This window comes from Pseudomonas sp. PDM24 (genome assembly GCF_019218905.1).
GTDB lineage: Bacteria > Pseudomonadota > Gammaproteobacteria > Pseudomonadales > Pseudomonadaceae > Aquipseudomonas.
This window is the reverse complement of the sequence record NZ_JAHUWR010000002.1, coordinates 1-19,803: the sequence shown is the minus strand read 5'-3', so window position 1 is coordinate 19,803 and position 19,803 is coordinate 1. Positions and strand designations below refer to the sequence as shown.

At 58.1% G+C, this 19,803-nt stretch carries 19 protein-coding genes; 9 read left to right on the top strand and 10 right to left on the bottom strand.

Going from position 1 to position 19,803, the window contains the following annotated elements; all coding sequences use genetic code 11:
- Positions 1-9 precede the first annotated feature (9 nt).
- Positions 10-1,491: an anthranilate synthase component I gene (gene trpE / locus KW837_RS07985; protein ID WP_218395186.1), complete on the top strand. Its 1,482-nt coding sequence runs from the start codon at positions 10-12 to the stop codon at positions 1,489-1,491.
- A gap of 169 nt (positions 1,492-1,660) precedes the next feature.
- Here trpE and estP read toward each other — a convergent pair whose 3' ends face one another.
- On the bottom strand, positions 1,661-3,568 hold the full coding sequence (estP, locus tag KW837_RS07980) for an esterase EstP (RefSeq protein WP_218395185.1): 1,908 nt from the start codon (positions 3,566-3,568) through the stop codon (positions 1,661-1,663).
- A 409-nt stretch (positions 3,569-3,977) separates the two neighbouring features.
- On the opposite strand from estP, the gene KW837_RS07975 reads away from it, so the two are divergent.
- From KW837_RS07975 to KW837_RS07960, 4 genes are all read left to right on the top strand, one after another.
- Positions 3,978-4,571 (top strand): aminodeoxychorismate/anthranilate synthase component II, encoded by a 594-nt coding sequence (locus KW837_RS07975; protein ID WP_008067458.1) that lies wholly within the window; start codon positions 3,978-3,980, stop codon positions 4,569-4,571.
- A 9-nt stretch (positions 4,572-4,580) separates the two neighbouring features.
- Positions 4,581-5,630 carry an anthranilate phosphoribosyltransferase gene (gene trpD / locus KW837_RS07970; RefSeq protein ID WP_007906883.1) on the top strand — a complete coding sequence of 350 codons (1,050 nt, stop codon included), beginning with the start codon at positions 4,581-4,583 and terminating at the stop codon, positions 5,628-5,630.
- Positions 5,627-6,463: an indole-3-glycerol phosphate synthase TrpC gene (trpC, locus tag KW837_RS07965; protein ID WP_218395184.1), complete on the top strand. Its 837-nt coding sequence runs from the start codon at positions 5,627-5,629 to the stop codon at positions 6,461-6,463. The genes trpD and trpC overlap by 4 nt, the downstream gene beginning before the upstream one ends.
- Positions 6,464-6,611: 148 nt before the next feature.
- The gene (locus KW837_RS07960) at positions 6,612-7,313 is read left to right on the top strand and encodes a lipoate--protein ligase family protein (protein ID WP_218395183.1); all 702 of its coding nucleotides are present in this window, start codon (positions 6,612-6,614) and stop codon (positions 7,311-7,313) included.
- A gap of 24 nt (positions 7,314-7,337) precedes the next feature.
- Here KW837_RS07960 and crp read toward each other — a convergent pair whose 3' ends face one another.
- Positions 7,338-7,982: a cAMP-activated global transcriptional regulator CRP gene (crp, locus tag KW837_RS07955; RefSeq protein WP_123497427.1), complete on the bottom strand. Its 645-nt coding sequence runs from the start codon at positions 7,980-7,982 to the stop codon at positions 7,338-7,340.
- 249 nt (positions 7,983-8,231) lie between these two features.
- On the opposite strand from crp, the gene KW837_RS07950 reads away from it, so the two are divergent.
- A complete protein-coding gene (locus tag KW837_RS07950) occupies positions 8,232-8,654 on the top strand; it encodes an OsmC family protein (protein WP_092277352.1) in 423 nt (140 codons plus the stop codon).
- A 281-nt stretch (positions 8,655-8,935) separates the two neighbouring features.
- Here the strand turns inward: KW837_RS07950 and coq7 are convergent, their stop codons facing one another.
- The 6 genes from coq7 to hemJ all read right to left on the bottom strand — a co-directional run bounded on the left by coq7 (position 8,936) and on the right by hemJ (position 13,520).
- Complete coding sequence (coq7, locus tag KW837_RS07945; protein ID WP_008008345.1) at positions 8,936-9,583, bottom strand: 2-polyprenyl-3-methyl-6-methoxy-1,4-benzoquinone monooxygenase; 648 nt, start codon at positions 9,581-9,583, stop codon at positions 8,936-8,938.
- Between the two features lie 185 nt (positions 9,584-9,768).
- Positions 9,769-10,107, bottom strand: a complete 339-nt coding sequence (locus KW837_RS07940; protein WP_007906873.1) for a histidine triad nucleotide-binding protein — start codon at positions 10,105-10,107, stop codon at positions 9,769-9,771.
- A gap of 81 nt (positions 10,108-10,188) precedes the next feature.
- Positions 10,189-10,977, bottom strand: a complete 789-nt coding sequence (locus KW837_RS07935; RefSeq protein WP_123497429.1) for an SDR family oxidoreductase — start codon at positions 10,975-10,977, stop codon at positions 10,189-10,191.
- A gap of 62 nt (positions 10,978-11,039) precedes the next feature.
- The gene (locus tag KW837_RS07930; RefSeq protein ID WP_218395182.1) at positions 11,040-12,017 is read right to left on the bottom strand and encodes a DUF805 domain-containing protein; all 978 of its coding nucleotides are present in this window, start codon (positions 12,015-12,017) and stop codon (positions 11,040-11,042) included.
- Between the two features lie 69 nt (positions 12,018-12,086).
- On the bottom strand, positions 12,087-13,055 hold the full coding sequence (locus KW837_RS07925; RefSeq protein WP_218395181.1) for a nitronate monooxygenase family protein: 969 nt from the start codon (positions 13,053-13,055) through the stop codon (positions 12,087-12,089).
- Positions 13,056-13,088: 33 nt separating this feature from the next.
- The gene (hemJ, locus tag KW837_RS07920; protein ID WP_007906869.1) at positions 13,089-13,520 is read right to left on the bottom strand and encodes a protoporphyrinogen oxidase HemJ; all 432 of its coding nucleotides are present in this window, start codon (positions 13,518-13,520) and stop codon (positions 13,089-13,091) included.
- 135 nt (positions 13,521-13,655) lie between these two features.
- On the opposite strand from hemJ, the gene argC reads away from it, so the two are divergent.
- Together argC and erpA are read left to right on the top strand one after the other, a co-directional pair.
- On the top strand, positions 13,656-14,690 hold the full coding sequence (gene argC / locus KW837_RS07915) for an N-acetyl-gamma-glutamyl-phosphate reductase (RefSeq protein WP_008008353.1): 1,035 nt from the start codon (positions 13,656-13,658) through the stop codon (positions 14,688-14,690).
- Between the two features lie 167 nt (positions 14,691-14,857).
- Positions 14,858-15,208: an iron-sulfur cluster insertion protein ErpA gene (gene erpA / locus KW837_RS07910; protein WP_007906865.1), complete on the top strand. Its 351-nt coding sequence runs from the start codon at positions 14,858-14,860 to the stop codon at positions 15,206-15,208.
- 73 nt (positions 15,209-15,281) lie between these two features.
- Here erpA and KW837_RS07905 read toward each other — a convergent pair whose 3' ends face one another.
- Both KW837_RS07905 and KW837_RS07900 read right to left on the bottom strand, forming a co-directional pair.
- Entirely contained in the window at positions 15,282-16,373 is a 1,092-nt protein-coding gene (locus KW837_RS07905; protein ID WP_218395180.1) for an anhydro-N-acetylmuramic acid kinase, read from the bottom strand.
- A 3-nt stretch (positions 16,374-16,376) separates the two neighbouring features.
- Positions 16,377-17,813 carry a peptidoglycan DD-metalloendopeptidase family protein gene (locus KW837_RS07900; RefSeq protein ID WP_218395179.1) on the bottom strand — a complete coding sequence of 479 codons (1,437 nt, stop codon included), beginning with the start codon at positions 17,811-17,813 and terminating at the stop codon, positions 16,377-16,379.
- A 210-nt stretch (positions 17,814-18,023) separates the two neighbouring features.
- On the opposite strand from KW837_RS07900, the gene tyrS reads away from it, so the two are divergent.
- A complete protein-coding gene (gene tyrS / locus KW837_RS07895; protein WP_218395820.1) occupies positions 18,024-19,223 on the top strand; it encodes a tyrosine--tRNA ligase in 1,200 nt (399 codons plus the stop codon).
- The last annotated feature ends 580 nt before the right edge of the window (positions 19,224-19,803 follow it).

Genomic DNA, 19,803 nt, shown 5'->3' with positions numbered 1-19,803 from the left:
AGGCACCTCATGATCCGCGAAGAATTCCTGCGTTTGGCCGCTGCCGGCTACAACCGCATCCCGCTTGCCTGCGAAACCCTGGCCGACTTCGACACGCCGTTGTCGATCTACCTGAAACTGGCCGACGAGCCCAATTCCTACCTGCTGGAGTCGGTGCAGGGCGGCGAGAAATGGGGCCGTTATTCGATCATTGGCCTGCCGTGCCGCACCGTGCTGCGGGTTCACGATCACCACGTCAGCGTGACCCACGACGGCGTCGAGATCGAAAGCCACGACGTTGAAGACCCGCTGGCCTTTGTCGAAGCCTTCAAGGCGCGTTACAACGTGCCGACCATCGCCGGTCTGCCGCGCTTCAATGGCGGTCTGGTGGGCTACTTCGGTTACGACTGCGTGCGCTATGTGGAGAAGCGTCTGGGCAAATGCCCGAACCCGGATCCACTGGGCGTACCGGACATTTTGCTGATGGTGTCCGACGCGGTAGTGGTGTTCGACAACCTCGCCGGCAAAATGCACGCGATTGTCCTGGCCGATCCATCGCAGGAAGACGCCTTCGAACAAGGTCAGGCGCGTCTGCAAGCACTGCTGGAACAACTCCGTCAGCCGATTACCCCGCGCCGTGGCCTGGATTTCAGCAAGCAACAGTCTGCTGATCCGGTGTTCCGCTCGAGCTTCACCCAGGACGATTACGAAAAAGCCGTCGACACCATCAAGGAATACATCCTGGCCGGTGACTGCATGCAGGTCGTGCCGTCCCAGCGTATGTCGATCGACTTCAAGGCTGCGCCTATCGATCTGTATCGGGCGCTGCGCTGCTTCAACCCGACGCCTTACATGTACTTCTTCAACTTCGGCGACTTCCACGTCGTCGGCAGTTCGCCGGAAGTATTGGTGCGGGTCGAAGACAACCTGATCACCGTGCGCCCGATTGCCGGCACTCGCCCACGCGGGGCCAACGAAGAGGCCGACCTGGCGCTGGAAAAAGACCTGCTGTCGGACGACAAGGAAATTGCCGAGCACTTGATGCTGATCGATCTGGGCCGCAACGACACCGGTCGGGTTTCGGAAATCGGTTCGGTGAAACTCACCGAGAAGATGGTGATCGAGCGTTATTCCAACGTGATGCACATCGTGTCCAACGTCACTGGCCAATTGAAGGCCGGGCTGACGGCGATGGACGCACTGCGGGCGATCCTGCCGGCCGGCACCTTGTCTGGCGCGCCGAAGATTCGCGCGATGGAAATCATTGACGAGCTGGAACCGGTCAAGCGTGGCGTCTACGGCGGCGCGGTCGGTTACTTCGCCTGGAACGGCAACATGGACACTGCGATTGCGATCCGCACCGCAGTGATCAAGAACGGCGAACTGCACGTGCAGGCCGGTGGCGGCATCGTCGCCGACTCTGTGCCGGCACTGGAATGGGAAGAAACCCTGAACAAGCGCCGCGCCATGTTCCGTGCAGTAGCCCTGGCCGAGCAGACGCCGGACACCTGAGTTCATGCAATACCTGTGGGAGCGAGCCTGCTCGCGATGGGGCCAGCACTGCTGACATTGATGTTGCCTGGCTCATCGCTATCGCGAGCAGGCTCGCTCCCACATGGATCTCACCCCCATAAAAAACGCGGCGCCTGTGAGGGCGCCGCGTTTTTTTATTGCCTGCGGTTTAGAAATCCAATGCCACCCCAACGTTGATGCCCTGTTGGGTAAAGTCATCATCCTTGCGGAACGTGTAACCACCACGCAGCGCCAGGTCGGCGGTCAACTTGTGGCTGACCCCCAGGCTCACGCGGTTCAAGTGACTCTGCGGCGTATAACCTTCCAGCGTAAAGTCGTTCGCCGGCAGGCTGTTGAGGGCGATGTTTACCTTCTGAACGTCATCTTCGTACTCACGTTCGTAGGCATATTCGCCAAATACCTGGGTCTGACGGGTGAAGTTGTACTTTCCTTGCAAACCGACACCCAGGCGTTTCGAATCTCGGGTCTGATCATCAAAGGTCAGCGCCGTGGAGCGGTTGCTGTTTTCCGAGTAGCCGTCGACTTCCACTTTGGCGTAATCGGCGCTGATGAACGGTGACAGATGCCATTCGCTGCCCGGTTGCGCAATGTCATAGCCAAGGCGAGTGCTGAAGGCCCAGAGGTGGCCATCGGTATCACCCTTTTCCCCACCTTCGCTGACACCCAGGTCGAATTTGCGTTCGAGGTTGTCGTAATCCAGTTTGCCACCGGTCAATGCGGCATCGGCCCACCAGCGATTCTGCTGAAACTGGGCGAAGGCGGTCGCCAGATAGCTATTGAGTTTGTAGTCCGAATCGTTACTACCGGCGTCCAGGTTCTGACGATAGAAGCCTGCTGCCACACCCACGCGCCAGACTTCATTGAGGCGATAGCTGCCGCCGATATTCAGGTTGTAACCGCTGCCATCGGCGCTGGCGCCGCTGCTTTGGCTATCGACATCCAGATGCTGGCCACCGCCGGCGACAATCGCGCGCCATTGACCGACGGCCTGCCAGTTCTCCCAGTCGGATTGCCACTGGCTACGCAGTTCATCCTGATGGGCGCGTAAGGTGGCGTGGGCCATTTCCGGCAGCAGCGTCAGTTCCCAAGGCGCCGACAGCAAGGAATAGGCGTAATCGGCTATCAGCTTTTGCCCGGTTTCCGTGGGGTGAACCGAGTCGTTATAAATCAGCTTGCTCGGGTCCGGGGTGGCACTGTTGATGCCATACACGGCGTTCTCCGTACAACCGCTGCCGCTAAAACAGGTGGCCGTCAGGTTCTGGCCGGTGGCGAGGCCGAAACGCGCCGGGTCGGCGAAGGTTTCCTGCAACAGCAGTGGAATGTTCAGCGGGATAATTTCGGCATTGATCCCCGCCAGGCGTGTGACCAACTGTTGATTAAAGTCGGTACTCAGCTGTGAGATCGAGGCTTGTAATGGAGTGCCATTGACGGCGGGCGTCAATCCAAGGTCGGGCAGCAGCCAGACCACGATGTATTTGGCGCCGGCGGTTTGCAGGGTCTGCACGCTGTCGGCCAGTTGATTTGCCGCGGTGTTGGCCTGGGCGGTATTGAGTACGCGGCCTTGAAGGAAGTCGTTGCCGCCCCCGGAGATGTAATACAGCGCATTCGGATCGGCGCGGAAATTGTTCGTCGGCAGATAGCCTGGTCGGGTGCGTTCGCCCGTAGCGGATTCGGTAGTGATCGAATCCAGAATCTGGTCGGTGCGGTAACCGCCCACGGCCCAGTTGTTGCCATCCACCAGTCCTTCATTGGCGCGTACAGCCGAAGTCGAGGCGGCGGTCTGGTCTGCTGAGAACCCGAGACGTCCACCCAACAATTGCGTGGAGTTCAGCGAGCGAAATTCACCACTGCCATCCAGGTAGACCGGCCCGGTCCGGTTGGTAAAACGCTGGGTCGCACCGGCAGGGCCACCCGTGTCGGTAAACTGCCCGGCATCGTTGAGGCTGTCGCCAAAGACGACGAAATTCGAATACGGGTTGGGCGCGGCAATCGCCTGGGAACAGGCCGCAGCGAGCAGGCATCCGGCGAGCGGTACAAACAACGTCTGTTTGATCATGAGCAAGTCCGTTTATTTATTGTTGTTGTAAACGAAACGACAGTACCAAAAACTTTCGGCCCTTTGCCATCTATCGCGAACCCTTCGCTTGTTTCGCACCCTGTCGCCCCGACCATATTGCACGCTCTGCCCAGCTAAGTTACTGTGCCGAGACGTATGAATGAGACCTTCCCCGTGTTGATCGTCAGCAAACTCCTGGATCAAGTCATCAAGGCACACGCCCGTTGGCGTTGGCGCGCCTGAATCTTTTCTGCCGGCCTGGCCGGACCTGTACCGCTTTGCCTTCTTTACCTGTATGAAATGCCGCTTTGCTGGCGCCACTCCAGCACCTGACAAAGCGCAGCGCACTGCGGGTAAATCATTCGAAGGCCGTCTTAAAAGTCAGTGAATTCAAGAGGTTCTTAACGCCATGTTGCTGATGATCGATAACTACGACTCTTTTACTTACAACGTTGTGCAATACCTTGGCGAGCTGGGCTCCGAGGTCAAAGTCGTACGCAACGATGAACTCACCATTGCCGAAATCGAAGCGCTCAACCCTGAGCGCATTGTCGTGTCTCCCGGTCCTTGCACTCCGACCGAAGCCGGTATTTCCATCGAAGCGATCAAGCACTTCGCCGGCAAACTGCCGATTCTCGGTGTTTGCCTGGGTCACCAGTCCATCGGCCAAGCCTTTGGTGGCGATGTGGTCCGTGCCCGTCAAGTCATGCACGGTAAGACTAGCCCGGTATTCCACGAGGACAAGGGCGTGTTCGAAGGTCTGAATCGCCCGCTGACGGTCACCCGTTATCACTCGCTGATCGTCAAGCGCGAAACCCTGCCCGATTGCCTGGAGCTGACCGCCTGGACCCAGCTCGAAGACGGCTCTGTCGACGAGATCATGGGCCTGCGCCACAAGACGCTGAACATCGAAGGTGTGCAGTTTCACCCTGAGTCTATCCTCACCGAACAGGGACACGAATTGTTCGCCAACTTCCTCAAACAAACCGGCGGCACGCGCTAAGGACTTTCCATGGATATCAAGACAGCCCTGAGCCGTATCGTCGGCCACCTCGACCTCAGTACCGATGAGATGCGCGATGTCATGCGCGAAATCATGACCGGGCAATGCACGGATGCGCAGATCGGCGCGTTCATGATGGCCATGCGCATGAAGAGCGAAAGCATCGATGAGATCGTCGGCGCCGTGACGGCGATGCGCGAGTTGGCGGACAAGGTTGAACTCAACACCCTCGACGGCGTGGTCGATGTGGTCGGCACCGGCGGCGACGGTGCGAACATTTTCAACGTTTCCACCGCTTCTTCGTTTGTCGTTGCCGCGGCCGGTTGCACCGTGGCCAAGCACGGTAACCGTGCGGTGTCGGGCAAAAGCGGCAGCGCCGACCTGCTGGAAGCCGCAGGTATCTACCTGAACCTGACCCCGGTACAGGTGGCGCGTTGCATCGATAACGTGGGCATCGGTTTCATGTTTGCCCAGACTCACCATAGCGCCATGAAGCACGCCGCCGGCCCGCGCCGTGAGTTGGGCTTGCGCACCTTGTTCAACATGCTCGGCCCGCTTACGAATCCGGCCGGTGTGAAACATCAGGTGGTAGGTGTGTTCAGTCAGGCGTTGTGCCGGCCATTGGCCGAAGTTTTGCAGCGTCTGGGTAGCAAACACGTGCTGGTGGTGCATTCGAAGGATGGCCTGGACGAGTTCAGTCTGGCGGCTCCGACCTTTGTGGCTGAATTGAAGAATGACCAGATCACCGAGTATTGGGTCGAACCCGAAGACTTGGGGATGAAGAGCCAGAGCCTGCACGGTCTGGCGGTGGAAAGCCCGGCGGCTTCCCTTGAGCTGATTCGCGATGCCTTGGGCAAGCGCAAGACCGAGAACGGTCAGAAAGCCGCCGAGATGATCGTGCTCAATGCCGGTGCCGCGTTGTACGCCGCCGACCATGCCAGCAGTTTGAAAGAAGGCGTTGCCCTGGCGCACGATGCGCTGCACACAGGCCTCGCTCGGGAAAAACTTGAGGAATTGGGTGCATTTACCGCGGTATTCAAAGTGGAGAATGAGGGATGAGTGTGCCGACGGTTCTGGAAAATATTCTGGCCCGCAAAGTTCAGGAAGTCGCCGAGCGTAGCGCCCGTGTGAGCCTGGCGGAGCTGGATAATCTGGCCAAGGCGGCCGATGCACCCCGTGGTTTCGCCAAGGCATTGATCGATCAGGCCAAGACGAAACAGCCGGCGGTCATTGCTGAAATCAAGAAGGCTTCGCCAAGCAAAGGCGTGATTCGCGAGAACTTCGTTCCCGCCGACATCGCCAAAAGTTACGAAAAGGGCGGGGCGACTTGCCTGTCGGTGCTCACCGACATCGATTACTTCCAGGGCGCCGATGCGTATCTGCAACAGGCTCGGGCGGCATGCAAGCTGCCGGTGATCCGCAAGGATTTCATGATCGATCCGTATCAGATCGTCGAGTCCCGTGCTCTGGGTGCTGACTGCGTGCTGTTGATCGTTTCCGCACTGGATGACGTGAAAATGGCCGAGCTGGCGGCCGTAGCCAAAAGCGTCGGTCTCGATGTGCTGGTGGAAGTCCACGACGGTGATGAGCTGGAGCGGGCCTTGAAGACACTCGACACGCTACTGGTGGGCGTGAACAACCGCAACCTGCACACTTTCGAAGTCAATCTGGAAACCACCCTCGACCTGTTGCCGCGTATTCCGCGCGATCGTCTGGTAATTACCGAGAGTGGCATTCTTAACCGGGCCGATGTCGAGCTGATGGAAATCAGCGACGTGTATGCGTTCCTGGTCGGCGAAGCGTTCATGCGCGCCGAAAACCCGGGTACCGAACTGCAGCGCCTGTTCTTTCCCGAGCGTGGCATTCCAGTGAGCGGTTCTACGCTCGATTGATTGAAAATCGGGGCGCTCCCTTCGCGAGCAAGCCCGCTCCCACATTAGCCCGCGTTCATCCAGACAACGCGAATTCACTGTGGGAGCGGGCTTGCTCGCGAAGGCGGCATAAGATGCACCACAGACTGACCGTCCTATGGAAGACCTTATGACCTCACCAACCCCCCTGACCATCGAAGCCGGCCTGCTCGCCGAGCAGGATCTGCTGGCGCATGTGTGCACCGGTGAGTCGGAATTCGGTCTGCTGTTCTGGCAACCCACTGACCGCGCATTGGTCATGCCTCGTCGCTTGAATCGTCTGCCACAGTTCGAGGATGCCTGCGAAGTCTCCGCTGCCGCCGGCTGGCCGGTATTGCTGCGCGAAACCGGCGGTGAGCCAGTGCCGCAATCGGCTTCGACGATCAACATCGCACTGGTTTATGCCCCGCCGCGCAGCGAAGGCGATTTGAACCGCATCGAAACCGGCTACCGGCGGCTGTGCGATCCGATCTGTCAGTTACTTGATGAGCTGGGCGGCACTTCGTCGTTGGGCGAAATTGAGGGCGCGTTCTGCGACGGCCGTTTCAACGTCAACCTCGATGGTCGAAAGATGGTCGGCACCGCCCAGCGCTGGCGCCAGAGCAAGGGCGGTCAGCGTCCGGTCGGCCTGGTGCACGGGGCGATGTTGATCGATGACGAGCGAGAGTCGATGGTCGCGGCGGTCAATCGCTTCAATGAAGCCTGTGGCCTGGAGCAGCGGGTTCGCGCTGAAAGCCACATCGCCCTGCATGAGAAGTTTGCCGCTTCTGATGCGCTGGAACGGCTCAATACGCTCTACCGACAGTTGTTGGCAGAAATGCTCGGGGCTTAAATGCTCGGAGCCTGGTTTTCGAGCTTAGCGCGTGCCGAAGACCACCATGGTCTTGCCTTTGACGTCGACCAGGTTGCGCTCCTCCAGATCCTTGAGCACGCGGCCGACCATCTCACGGGAACAACCGACAATCCTGCCGATTTCCTGACGGGTCACTTTGATCTGCATGCCGTCCGGGTGAGTCATGGCGTCAGGCTGCTTGCACAGCTCCAGCAGACAGCGTGCAACGCGACCGGTCACGTCGAAGAATGCCAAGTCACCGACCTTGCGCGTGGTATTGCGCAGGCGCTGTGCGATTTGTCCGCTGAGCACGTAAAGAATGTCTGGATCTTGTTGGGACAGCTCGCGGAATTTCGCGTAGCTGATTTCCGCGACGTCGCATTCGACCTTGGCCCGCACCCAAGCGCTGCGTTCCTGTTCCAGGCCCGCTTGCTCAAACAGACCCAGCTCGCCGAAAAAGTCCCCGGAGTTGAGGTAGGCAATGATCATTTCACGGCCGTCGTCATCCTCAATCAGAATGGTGACCGAACCTTTGATGATGAAAAACAGCGTGTCCGAGCGGTCACCGGCACAAATGATGTTGCTCTTGGCGGCATAGCGACGGCGCTGGCAGTGCATCAACAGTTTGTCGAGGTTCTTGATTTTGGGTGTGGGGGTAATAGCAACCATGGTTGTATCCCGAAAAGACTGCACGGTGTGTTTGTTTTTTATAGGCGCTGGCGAAGCCTGCGATCCTTTTTATTCGCTGCGAAGCTGGCTATGCGCCACTGATTTGGCGCCAGCTTAACAGACACATTCCTTCAAGATTCGAGAATTTGCCTACGACGCAGATGGTTATGTCCTAGGAAGGCGAAGCGCTGCCAATCAAGGGCCCTGTGCTAAGCTGGCGACCCTTTTTTAGACAGTGGAGTCTTGGCGATGAAGGCACGCATCCAATGGGCTGGCGAAGCCATGTTCCTCGGCGAATCCGGCAGCGGTCATGTCGTGGTCATGGACGGTCCGCCCGATGCCGGCGGTCGTAACCTGGGTGTCCGGCCGATGGAAATGCTCCTGCTGGGTGTTGGCGGCTGCAGCAATTTTGATGTGGTCAGCATCCTCAAGAAGTCCCGTCAGGCCGTCGAAAGCTGCGAAGCCTTCCTCGAAGCCGAGCGTGCGAGCGAAGATCCGAAGGTTTTCACCAAAATCCACATGCACTTCGTGGTCAAGGGCCGCGGGCTGAAAGAAGCTCAGGTCAAGCGCGCCATCGAGCTGTCGGCCGAGAAGTATTGCTCGGCCTCGATCATGCTCGGCGCGGCTGGCGTGGCGATTACCCACGACTACGAAATCATCGAGCTTGGTTGAATCGACGTGCAGACTCAGGTGATGCAAATTTTCTACGCGCGCAACATGCCGAACTAAGAGTTCCGAGTGTCTAGTCCTGAAATAGGTTTACACCTGTTTCACCCTAACGCCCGATGCGGTGCATCGGGCGTTAGGGTGAAACAGGTGTAAACCTTATTCAGGACGGGACAGAGTACAAAAAAAAGGCGACTACCTCGAGGTAGTCGCCTTTTTTATTGCGAAACGCGGTTTCTGTGGGAGCGGGCTTGCCCGCGATGGGGACGTCGCGGGTGCTGCAATACTTAGATCCGATACGTACTCTTGGTCATTACCTTGGCCAACAGACTCATGCCGAACTTCACCGGTGCAGGAAAACGAAACCCCCCGGCATCCAGCGCACTTTCGGCGTGGTGTTCTTCATCAATGCGCATCTGCTCGAGGATCGCCCGGGATTTTTCATCCTCGGCAGGCAGTTGCTCAAGGTGTTCATTCAGGTGTTTGCAGACCTGATGCTCGGTGGCAGCAACGAAACCCAGGCTGACTTTGTCGCTGATCAACCCGGCGACCGCGCCAATCCCGAACGACATGCCGTAGAACAGCGGATTGAGGATGCTAGTGTGGCTGCCCAACTGATGAATGCGTTGTTCGCACCACACCAGATGGTCGATTTCTTCTTCGGCGGCGTGCTCCATGGCGGCGCGCACTTTCGGCAGCTTGGCGGTCAGGGCCTGGCCTTGATATAGCGCCTGGGCGCAGACTTCGCCGGTATGGTTGATGCGCATCAAACCGGCGACGTGTCGGGTGTCCTCGTCGCTCATTTGTGCATCCGGCTGCACGATGGCAGGCGACGGACGGTAGGGCTGACCACTGAAGGGCAGCAAAGTACGCATCGCGGCATCGGCTTGCAGCAGAAGACGGTCAATTGGCGAGTAGTGACGTTGGGTAGTCATGCTGACCTCCGGGAAGAATCTCGGCGGCCAGTTTAACTCAATCGGCCGGGGGAGGGTTTGCGCTGGGTCATTTCCGGTGGGAGCGACACCAATCCTGTAGGAGCGAGGCTTGCCCGCGAAGCTTTTGGCGCACTTGAGGACGCCTTCGCGGGCAAGCCTCGCTCCTACAGGGGGAGATTGATGAATCAGCCCGGCGGCCAGTGCATCTGGCGCTGACCCAGCACGTGCATATGAATGTGATAGACGGTCTGCCCGCCCAATTCATTGCAGTTCATGACTACCCGGAAACCTTCCTCACAGCCCAATTCCAGAGCCAGGCGCTGGGCCGTGAACAGAATATGCCCGGCCAAAGCCTTATCGTCCTCGGTGAGGTCGTTAAGGGTGCGCACCGGTTTCTTCGGGACTACCAGGAAATGCACGGGGGCCTGTGGCGCGATGTCGTGGAAGGCCAGTACCTGGTCGTCCTCGTAAATGATCTTCGCCGGGATTTCCCGGTTGATGATCTTGGTGAACAGAGTATCCACAGCTGTTTTCTCCGTTGTTTGGGCTGGCCTGAGTGTAACCATGGGTCAGGTCAGAGCCCAGTCTTTTGCCTTGAGGATTGATCAGCGCGGGCAATAGGCTTTGTTGACCATGCCCGCGATTGTCCGGGTCAGCCAGCGTGAGCCGAGCCGCGGCAGGAACGCGAACCAGCGATTCAGGCGACCGGGAATAATAATGGCGCGATTTTTCGCCAGCGCGCGCACGGTATAGAGCGCGACTTCTTCTGGACTCATCAGCAGTTTGCTCTCGACCAGTTTGTCGGTGTCCAGTTGCGCGGTGCGGAAAAACGCCGTGCGGGTCGGGCCGGGGCAGAGTACCGACACCTTGACCGCGCATTTCTTCAGTTCGACGCGTAAACCTTCGGAAAAATGCAGCACGTAAGCCTTGCTGGCGTAGTAAGTGCTCATCCAGGGGCCGGGATGGAACGCCGCGACCGAGGCGACGTTCAGAATCTGCCCGCCGCCCTGCAAGGCCATGCTGTTGCCGATGGCATGGCACAAGCGCGTGAGGGCCAGGATGTTCACTTCTATCAAGTCTTGTTCGGTCATCCAGTCCTGGGCCAGGAATGGACCGCAGGTACCGATGCCGGCACAGTTGACCAGTAAATCGATCTGCCGGTCGCCTTCCTCCAGCTCCAGCAAAAAACCGGACAGCCTCAGCGGCTCGCCCAGGTCACAGGCACGAAACAGCACCTCCACACCAAAACGTTGAGTCAGTTCAATCGCAATGCTTTCCAGCTGATCACGCTGTCGGGCCACCAGAATCAGGTTGCGGCCGCGCCGGGCCAGCGCTTCGGCCATCGCCAGGCCGATGCCGCTGGAAGCGCCAGTGATCAGAGCGTAACGGGTCATGCAGTTCTCCATCGCAACAGCTCCGCGCCGGCGACGCAGGTGTCACGGGTGGGAAGCGCTGTTCATTCTTTCGCAGAGTCTACAGTGGGCTCGGCTGCTTCGGCTGCATCATCGGATGAATTTGGCGCTTGTTCAGCCTCATAGGCCGGCTCGACTTCAACTTCGTCGGGGATCACCGCGCTGCTTTGATAGGTGCTGTCGGTGGCGCTTTCGTACTCATCCTGGATCGCGGTGAGGCCTCCAGTCAGCCCGCCCACAAACATGATTGCGATAAACACCAGCCACAGCGAAGCCAGCACCCTGACCGCGTTGCTGTTGGGCGGTGGTGGTGCGCCATATCGGTTGGCCGTGTTGTTACCTGGCACGATCATTATGACAAACGGAAAAACGCTGCCCACGACCGGTACAAGGTTCAGCAGCCAAAGCCAGCCGGACCAGCCGATATCGTGCAGGCGCTGCACACTGAACTGGATGCTGATGAAGGCGAGCACCACGACCAGGATAACGGCCAACAGACCCGCGAGGATCAAGCCAGCAGTCGAGTCTGTGCTAATGAGTGCAAAGCCGAACACCGCCAATACGGCGCCAACGCCAAGCGTCACCAGCGTAAGAGCCATCGTCCAGGCCAGAAAGCGCAAGCGACCGATGCGGCCAACGAAACTGAAGGCCTTGAGCGTAGAAAACTCCGGCAGTGCTTCGCCGACAGAGGCGCGGGGCGGTGCATAGGGAGAATCGGGATCTGCCGTGACAGGTTGGCTGTTGGCAGGAGCGTGTTCGTGAACGTCGGACAGGTTCAGCTCGATCGAGGGTTCTGTCTCGATTCGGGCATCGATCCCGGTTTTCGTCAGTGCCTGAAGGTAAGTCTGCGCATCGGCGTGGGACAGGTCGCGTTTGAGCGCAACCTGCCGGCCACTGAACAGGCGTTCAATGGCCGCGACGTCGCTTTTGAACAGCTCGGCGAGGTTGAGCTTCGCGGTGGTGACGTCCACACCTGGCAGCAGAGCGCCATCGAAGACGATCTTGAAACGGTTTTCGCTCATGGCCGGGCATCCTTGTCGCAAGAGTTTGTAATAGACGGTGTTGCAGCTATGAAGTGTAAGGCCCGCCTGTCAGCGCGGCCAGCGCTTGGGCAACGCCGCCGCCAGTTCCAGCGCCTTGCGGTATTCGGTGTCGAGACGTGCGATCAGTTGATCGACACTCGGCAGGTCCTCGATTTCTCCGACGCCCTGGCCTGCGGACCACACGGTTTTCCAGGCTTTGGCTTCATCGTTCAATGGCTTGAGCTTGGAGCCGAAGTCCACCTCGCCCTTGCCTTGCAGGGCAGCCATGTCGAAACCGGCGGCCTCAAGGCTCCGGCGCATGAAGCTTGCGGGTACTCCCGACACCGCTGGAGTATGGACGATGTCTGCCGCTCTGGAAGTCAGGAGCATCTCCTTATACGCGTCAGGCGCATGACTTTCCGTGGTGCCGATAAATCGCGTACCGAAGTAGGCCAAATCCGCGCCGAGCAATTGCGCGGCAAGAATTTCATGGCCATGGTTCAGGCAGCCGGCCAGCAGTAAGGTCTTGTCGAAAAACTGGCGAATCTCGGCGATCAGCGAAAACGGGCTCCAGGTCCCGGCGTGACCACCGGCGCCCGCAGCCACGGCGATCAAACCGTCCACGCCGGCCTCGGCGGCTTTTTCTGCGTGGCGCCGGGTCGTCACGTCGTGAAACACCAGGCCGCCATAGCTGTGCACGGCGTCGACCAGTTCTTTCACGGCACCGAGGCTAGTGATCACGATCGGTACTTTGTGCTCGATGCAGATCGCCAGATCCGCCTGCAATCGCGGATTGCTGTTGTGGACGATCAGATTCACTGCATAAGGCGCGGGGTTTTCCAGTATCGCCAGTCCTGCTTCGATTTCTTCCAGCCAGGCCTTGAAACCGCTGCTCTCACGTTGGTTCAGCGCAGGAAAGCTGCCCACCACGCCATTGCGGCAGCAGGCGAGCACCAGCTCAGGATTTGAAATCAGAAACATCGGCGCTGCTACAACGGGCAGACGCAAACGTTGTTCGAGCAAAGCGGGCAGCGACATTGGAAGTACCCCGGGTGAATGATGCTTGTTGGATTAAAACGGCCGAACGACGACCAGAATTACGATAGCCAGCAATATCAGAACCGGCACTTCATTGAACCAGCGATAAAAGACATGGCTGCGGGTGTTTTCGCCACGGGCAAAACGTTTTACCTGTGCGCCGCACATGTGGTGGTAGCCGATCAGAATCACCACCAGGGTCAATTTGGCATGCATCCATGCACCTTGGGTGAAGTAGGCGCTTGGGTTGAGACTGATCAGCCAGATGCCGAACACCAGGGTGGCGATCATCGCCGGGCCCATGATGCCCCGGTACAGCTTGCGCTCCATGATACTGAAGCGTTCCTTGCTGACGGTGTCTTCGCTTTGGGCGTGATAGACGAACAGGCGCGGCAGGTAAAACAGGCCGGCAAACCAGCAGACCATGCTGACGATATGAAGCGCTTTGAGCCACAGATAAAGCATTTTTAGTTGTTCCCAGGTTCACGGTAACGAAGATAGTAGGGGGTAGAGCGTCCGCACGTCACCTTGACGGTTGTCGCAGGGCCGCGCGGCCCCTATTATCGACGGCTTTCCAGTGGGTTCGTTGAGGGCAGGTTTATGGTCAAGGTCGGTATCGTCGGCGGCACGGGTTACACCGGTGTCGAACTGCTGCGTCTGTTGGCACAGCATCCGCAAGCTGAAGTGGTAGTGATCACTTCCCGATCCGAGGCCGGCCTGGCCGTGGCCGACATGTACCCGAACCTGCGAGGCCATTACGACGGCCTGGCTTTCAGCGTTCCGGACATCAAGACCCTCGGGGCCTGCGACGTGGTGTTCTTCGCCACGCCGCACGGTGTCGCCCATGCCTTGGCGGGTGAGTTGCTGGCTGCCGGGACCAAGGTCATCGACCTGTCGGCAGACTTCCGTCTGCAAGACGCCGATGAGTGGGCCAAATGGTACGGTCAGCCGCACGGCGCGCCGGAACTGTTGGAGGAGGCGGTTTACGGCTTGCCGGAAGTCAATCGTGAACAAATCAAGCAAGCGCGCCTGATCGCTGTGCCGGGTTGCTACCCGACGGCCACGCAATTGGGTTTCCTGCCTTTGCTCGAAGCGGGTCTGGCGGATACTTCGCGGTTGATCGCAGACTGCAAATCCGGCGTCAGCGGTGCCGGTCGTGGCGCTTCTGTAGGTTCGCTGTACTCCGAGACGTCGGAAAGCATGAAGGCTTACGCCGTCAAAGGGCACCGTCACTTGCCGGAAATCCGCCAGGGCCTGCGTCGCGCAGCGGGCAAGGACGTGGGGCTGACCTTCGTTCCGCACCTGACGCCGATGATTCGCGGTATTCACTCGACGCTCTACGCGACGGTTGTGGATCGCTCGGTGGATCTGCAAGCGTTGTTCGAAAAGCGCTATGCCAACGAACCGTTCGTCGACGTGATGCCTGCCGGCAGCCATCCGGAAACCCGCAGCGTGCGCGGTGCCAACGTTTGCCGTATTGCCGTGCACCGTCCGCAGGATGGTGATCTGGTGGTGGTGTTGTCGGTGATCGACAACCTGGTCAAAGGCGCGTCGGGTCAGGCGGTGCAGAACCTGAATATCCTGTTCGGTCTGGATGAGCGTTTGGGTCTGTCCCATGCGGGCATGCTGCCGTAAGACTCTATCCCGCTCAGCAAAAAGGCCCGTCGACGGGCCTTTTTGCATTTTGGTCTGACAATTGGATTGATTGATATACCGTAACAATAGTTGACCGATTTTCTGGGAGAAGCGGATAATGCGCGTCATCACGCATTATGGCGGCGTAACGCCGGGAGATAGTCAGCATGAGCGTCGAATCCTTCACCCCCACGGCTTTGCAATTTACCCACGGTGCCGCGCACAAGGTGAAGAGCCTGGTCGATGAAGAGGGGAATGATCGCTTGAAGCTGCGCGTATTCGTTACGGGCGGCGGTTGTTCAGGGTTTCAATACGGCTTCACCTTCGATGAAGAAGTGGCCGATGACGACACCATCGTCGAGCGCGAAGGCGTCAGCCTGGTGGTCGATCCGATGAGCTTCCAGTACCTGGCTGGTGCCGAAGTGGATTACCAGGAAGGTCTGGAAGGTTCGCGTTTCGTGATCAAGAATCCGAACGCTACCACCACCTGTGGCTGTGGCTCTTCGTTCTCGATCTGATCGCACCCCACCGCATTACCAGACGCCGCAGAGTCTCAGGACTTTGCGGCGTTTTGCTGTCTGGGGTTCAGGTTCAGGCGGGGTAGATGGCGCCGAGTACACGCAGGCCGCGGGCACCGGTGACGCTCGGGCGGTTGGCCGCGATACCTTCCAGGCAGCAATGAGCCAACCAGGCGAAGGCCATGGCTTCGACCCAGTCCGGATCTACACCATACGCAGCAGTGCTGCTGACTTTCGCATTCGGCAACAGGCTGGCCAAGCGGCGCATCAATGTGCCGTTGTGCGCGCCGCCACCACAGACAAGCAGCTCATCAGTATCCGATTGGGCGCTTTGCAATGACTCGGTAATGGTTAGCGCAGTCAGCTCAAGCAGCGTGGCCTGTACGTCTTCGGCAGCGAAGGTTGGTAGCTGCGACAGATGTTGCATCAGCCATGGGAGATTGAATACTTCGCGGCCGGTGCTCTTCGGGCCCCGGGTCACAAAGAATGGATCACTGAGCAGCTCGTTCAACAGGACAGGTTCAACCTTGCCGCTGGCGGCCCATTGACCGTCACGATCAAAATTGTCGCCGCGTTGCTGGTGAATCCAGGCATCCAGCAGGACGTTCCCGGGGCCGCAGTCAAACCCGGCGACAGGCTTGCCGGGTTCGATCAGGCTGAGGTTGCTGAACCCGCCGACGTTCAATACCGCGCGGTTGCCAGGCCGTTCTTCAAACAGGGCTTCGTGAAAGGCTGGAACCAGTGGCGCGCCTTGTCCGCCAGCGGCTACATCGCGGCTGCGGAAATCGCTGACGACGGTGATGCCGGTCAGCTCGGTGAGTAAGGCGGGGTTACCGATTTGCACCGTAAACCCGCGCGCCGGCTCGTGGCGAATGGTCTGGCCGTGGCTGCCAATCGCGCGAATGTCGTCGGGTTTCAGATTTTGTTGGTCGAGGAGGGTGTGAATGCCCTGTGCGGCCAGTTTCACCCAGTTCTGCTGGGCAATGGCGGAGCGGGCAATCTCGTCCGGGCCGCTGGCGCACAAGCCAAGTAGCTCGGCGCGCAGGGAATCAGGCATAGGGATGTAATGGGTGGCGATCAGCTTGATCGTCGGGTTTCGCTCGATCAACGCAATGTCCAGGCCGTCAAGGCTGGTCCCGGACATCACACCTATATAGAGCGCCATGGCTTAGCGTTTACTCGAAGCCAGTTGGGTGGTTTTCTCTTGATCCATGCGCGCCATCAGCGGTTGGCTTTGCGCGAGGAAGCGTGAGCGTTCAGCTTTGGAGATCGGATCGGCCATCGCCACCTTCTGACCCAGCGGGTCGACGTGCACGCCATTGACCTGGAACTCGTAGTGCAAGTGCGGGCCGGTGGAGAGGCCGGTGGTGCCGATGTAACCGATCACCTGACCTTGCTTGACGCTGCCGCCAGTCTTGATGCCTTTGGCGAAGCCCTGCATATGACCGTACAGCGTGCGATAGGTATTACCGTGCTGGATGATCACGGTGTTGCCGTAACCGCCGCGACGCCCCGCCAACAATACTTTGCCGTCACCAGCAGCCTTGATCGGCGTACCGCGTGGTGCCGCGTAATCGACACCCTTGTGGGCGCGGATCTTGTTCAGGATCGGGTGCTTGCGGCCCATGGAGAATTTCGAGCTGATGCGGGCGAAGTCTACCGGGGTACGGATAAACGCCTTGCGCATGCTGTTGCCGTCAGCCGTGTAGTAGCTGCTGTTGCCTTGTTTGTTGGTGTAGCGCACCGCGGTGTAAGTCTTGCCGCGGTTGGTGAAGCGTGCGGAGAGGATCGGGCCGTTGCCGACAGCTTTGCCGTTGACGACCTTCTGTTCATAGATCACATCAAACTCGTCACCTTGGCGAATATCCTGGGCAAAGTCGACGTCATAGCCAAACACGCTGGCCATATCCATGGTGAGGCTGTGGGACAAACCGGCTCGGGCGGCAGATTGCGACAGCGAACTGTTGATCACGCCATGAACGTAGGCGGAGCGAACGGTGGGCTTGGCGGTAATGCGATTGAACGTATAACCCTTGTCATTCTTGGTCAGGCTGATGCTTTCCGTGTCGCTGACTTTGCTGTGCAAATTGGTCAGCTGGCCATCAGGGCTCAGTTCGAATTCAAGCTTCTGGCCATGTTTGAGTTGGCTGAACTGCTTGGCCTGCTTGTCGCCGGCCAGTACTTCATGCACCGAAGTGGCCGGAAGGCCGACTTTCTCGAACAAAGTCGAGAGAGTGTCACCTTTACTGACAATCACTTCTTTATGGCCTGGTGCCTTCTTCTCTTCGACGACTGGCGCGGGAGCAGGGGCGGGGGCGGGGGCGGCCTGGGCAGTTTCCTGAGTCTCTTCGGCGCTGTTTTCGATCTGCGCGAAGGGGGAGGCTGCCGGCTCATTTGTGGCTTGGACGGTGTCGGCGGCGTCTTGATCTTGTGTCAGTTGTTCTGCAGGGCTTTCCAGTTCAAGACTCAGGGTCGTCTTTTTGGCTTCAACATCACTGGAAGGGAATACCAGAAGCGCCAGGCTGAGAAGGGCGGCGATGCCACTTGCTGCGAGCAGGTGGGTCTTCGGGTAAAGCGGCGGCGCTTTAGACGGTTCTGTGGTCATAGGTAATTTTGACTTTGAAAAGATGAATTGGAAAAGATGAATGACATGATGAAGACGAAATAACTGTATAAAATATAACCAAATCATCTCTGAAGCAAGTCTGCGAGCGCTCTGTCCGTGGATTGGCGTCCGCGCGCCGGGCAAAACTTGTATTTGGTGCGCGATCTTGTATGGTTGTTCCCCTTTGAATCTGAGCCTTGCGGGTCTGTTATGAAGTCGGTTGAAGAGCAGCTAGCGCTGATCAAACGTGGTGCAGAAGAACTGTTGGTCGAGTCCGAGCTGATCGAGAAACTCAAGCGTGGCCAGCCGCTGCGTATTAAGGCAGGCTTCGATCCGACCGCGCCGGATTTGCACCTGGGTCACACCGTGCTTATTAATAAGCTGCGCCAGTTCCAGGATCTGGGGCACCAGGTGATCTTCCTTATAGGTGATTTCACCGGGATGATCGGTGATCCAAGCGGCAAGAGCGCGACACGTCCTCCGCTCACTCGTGAGCAGGTTCTCGAGAATGCTGAGACCTACAAGACTCAGGTCTTCAAGATTCTTGATCCGGCCAAGACCGAAGTGGCGTTCAACTCCACCTGGATGGATCAGATGGGGCCGGCCGACTTCATTCGCCTGACTTCGCAATACACCGTGGCTCGCATGCTCGAGCGCGACGATTTCGACAAGCGCTACACGACCAATCAGCCAATCGCCATTCACGAGTTCCTCTATCCGCTGGTTCAGGGTTATGACTCGGTCGCTTTGCGTGCGGATGTCGAGCTGGGCGGTACCGATCAGAAGTTCAACCTGCTGATGGGGCGTGAGCTGCAACGTAGTTATGGTCAGGAGGCTCAGTGCATTCTGACGATGCCATTGCTCGAAGGTCTGGATGGCGTGAAGAAGATGTCCAAGTCGTTGGGCAACTATGTCGGTATCCAGGAAGCTCCGGGTGTCATGTATGGCAAGCTGGTCTCTATTCCGGATGCGCTGATGTGGCGTTACTTCGAGTTGCTCAGCTTTCGCTCCATGGAAGAGATCAATGCTTTTCGGGTTGACGTCGAAGCGGGCGCGAATCCGCGTGATATCAAGATCAAGCTGGCCGAAGAGATCGTTGCGCGCTTCCATGGTGAAGAGGCTGCGGCCAATGCTCATCGTGCGGCGGGCAACCGTATGAAAGACGGTGAGCTGCCGGATGATCTGCCAGAGATCGAATTGACTGCCGCCGAGGATATGCCGATCGCTGCGGTCCTTAATAAAGCAGGATTGGTGAAGAACTCCGCAGTGGCGCGCGACCTTCTGGGTTCTGGTGGTGTGCGTATAGATGGTGAGGTTGTTGATCGCACCTTTATATACGTACTGGGCGCGACCCATGTTTGCCAGGCCGGGAAGAAGGCATTTGCGCGTATTACGCTCAAATCCGAATAAAGCTGAAATCAGGGGTTGACGGCAGATTCTGGACGTCTATAATTCGCCCCACTTCCGGCGCAGTCGAAACGGAAAACTCCTTGGTAAACAAAGAGTTACGCAGTTTTCGGCAGCGGTTACGCTTCAGTTCATCGAAGCCAGAAGGAGTTGAAAGAGCGGTGTTGTTTGGCTCTTTTGACGGTTCGATCTTCTCGGTCGAAAGCGGAGAAAAAGAGGTGTTGACAGCAGCGAGTAACGCTGTAGAATTCGCCTCCCGCTAACGAGAGATCGGAAGCGCAAGTGGTTGAAGTTGTTGAAGATTCCCAAGCGAAACTTTGAAAACTTCTGAAAATAACCGCTTGACAGTAACAGAGGCTGCTGTAGAATGCGCGCCTCGGTTGAGACGAAAGATCTTAACCAACCGCTCTTTAACAACTGAATCAAGCAATTCGTGTGGGTGCTTGTGGAGTCAGACTGATAGTCAACAAGATTATCAGCATCACAAGTTACTCCGCGAGAAATCAAAGATGTAACCAACGATTGCTGAGCCAAGTTTAGGGTTTCTTAAAAACCCAAAGATGTTTGAACTGAAGAGTTTGAT

Bases quoted from the DNA above. Each gene is read 5' to 3' on its own strand.
- KW837_RS07935 (WP_123497429.1), bottom strand. From the start codon at position 10,977: ATGACCCGTTACGCTCTGATCACTGGCGCTTCCAGCGGCATCGGCCTG.
- KW837_RS07930 (WP_218395182.1), bottom strand. From the start codon at position 12,017: ATGAGCGAAAACCGTTTCAAGATCGTCTTCGATGGCGCTCTGCTGCCA.
- KW837_RS07950 (WP_092277352.1), top strand. From the start codon at position 8,232: ATGAAGGCACGCATCCAATGGGCTGGCGAAGCCATGTTCCTCGGCGAA.
- trpD (WP_007906883.1), top strand. From the start codon at position 4,581: ATGGATATCAAGACAGCCCTGAGCCGTATCGTCGGCCACCTCGACCTC.
- tyrS (WP_218395820.1), top strand. From the start codon at position 18,024: ATGAAGTCGGTTGAAGAGCAGCTAGCGCTGATCAAACGTGGTGCAGAA.
- erpA (WP_007906865.1), top strand. From the start codon at position 14,858: ATGAGCGTCGAATCCTTCACCCCCACGGCTTTGCAATTTACCCACGGT.
- KW837_RS07975 (WP_008067458.1), top strand. From the start codon at position 3,978: ATGTTGCTGATGATCGATAACTACGACTCTTTTACTTACAACGTTGTG.
- coq7 (WP_008008345.1), bottom strand. From the start codon at position 9,583: ATGACTACCCAACGTCACTACTCGCCAATTGACCGTCTTCTGCTGCAA.
- hemJ (WP_007906869.1), bottom strand. From the start codon at position 13,520: ATGCTTTATCTGTGGCTCAAAGCGCTTCATATCGTCAGCATGGTCTGC.
- estP (WP_218395185.1), bottom strand. From the start codon at position 3,568: ATGATCAAACAGACGTTGTTTGTACCGCTCGCCGGATGCCTGCTCGCT.
- KW837_RS07925 (WP_218395181.1), bottom strand. From the start codon at position 13,055: ATGTCGCTGCCCGCTTTGCTCGAACAACGTTTGCGTCTGCCCGTTGTA.
- KW837_RS07960 (WP_218395183.1), top strand. From the start codon at position 6,612: ATGACCTCACCAACCCCCCTGACCATCGAAGCCGGCCTGCTCGCCGAG.
- trpC (WP_218395184.1), top strand. From the start codon at position 5,627: ATGAGTGTGCCGACGGTTCTGGAAAATATTCTGGCCCGCAAAGTTCAG.
- trpE (WP_218395186.1), top strand. From the start codon at position 10: ATGATCCGCGAAGAATTCCTGCGTTTGGCCGCTGCCGGCTACAACCGC.
- KW837_RS07905 (WP_218395180.1), bottom strand. From the start codon at position 16,373: ATGGCGCTCTATATAGGTGTGATGTCCGGGACCAGCCTTGACGGCCTG.
- argC (WP_008008353.1), top strand. From the start codon at position 13,656: ATGGTCAAGGTCGGTATCGTCGGCGGCACGGGTTACACCGGTGTCGAA.
- KW837_RS07900 (WP_218395179.1), bottom strand. From the start codon at position 17,813: ATGACCACAGAACCGTCTAAAGCGCCGCCGCTTTACCCGAAGACCCAC.
- crp (WP_123497427.1), bottom strand. From the start codon at position 7,982: ATGGTTGCTATTACCCCCACACCCAAAATCAAGAACCTCGACAAACTG.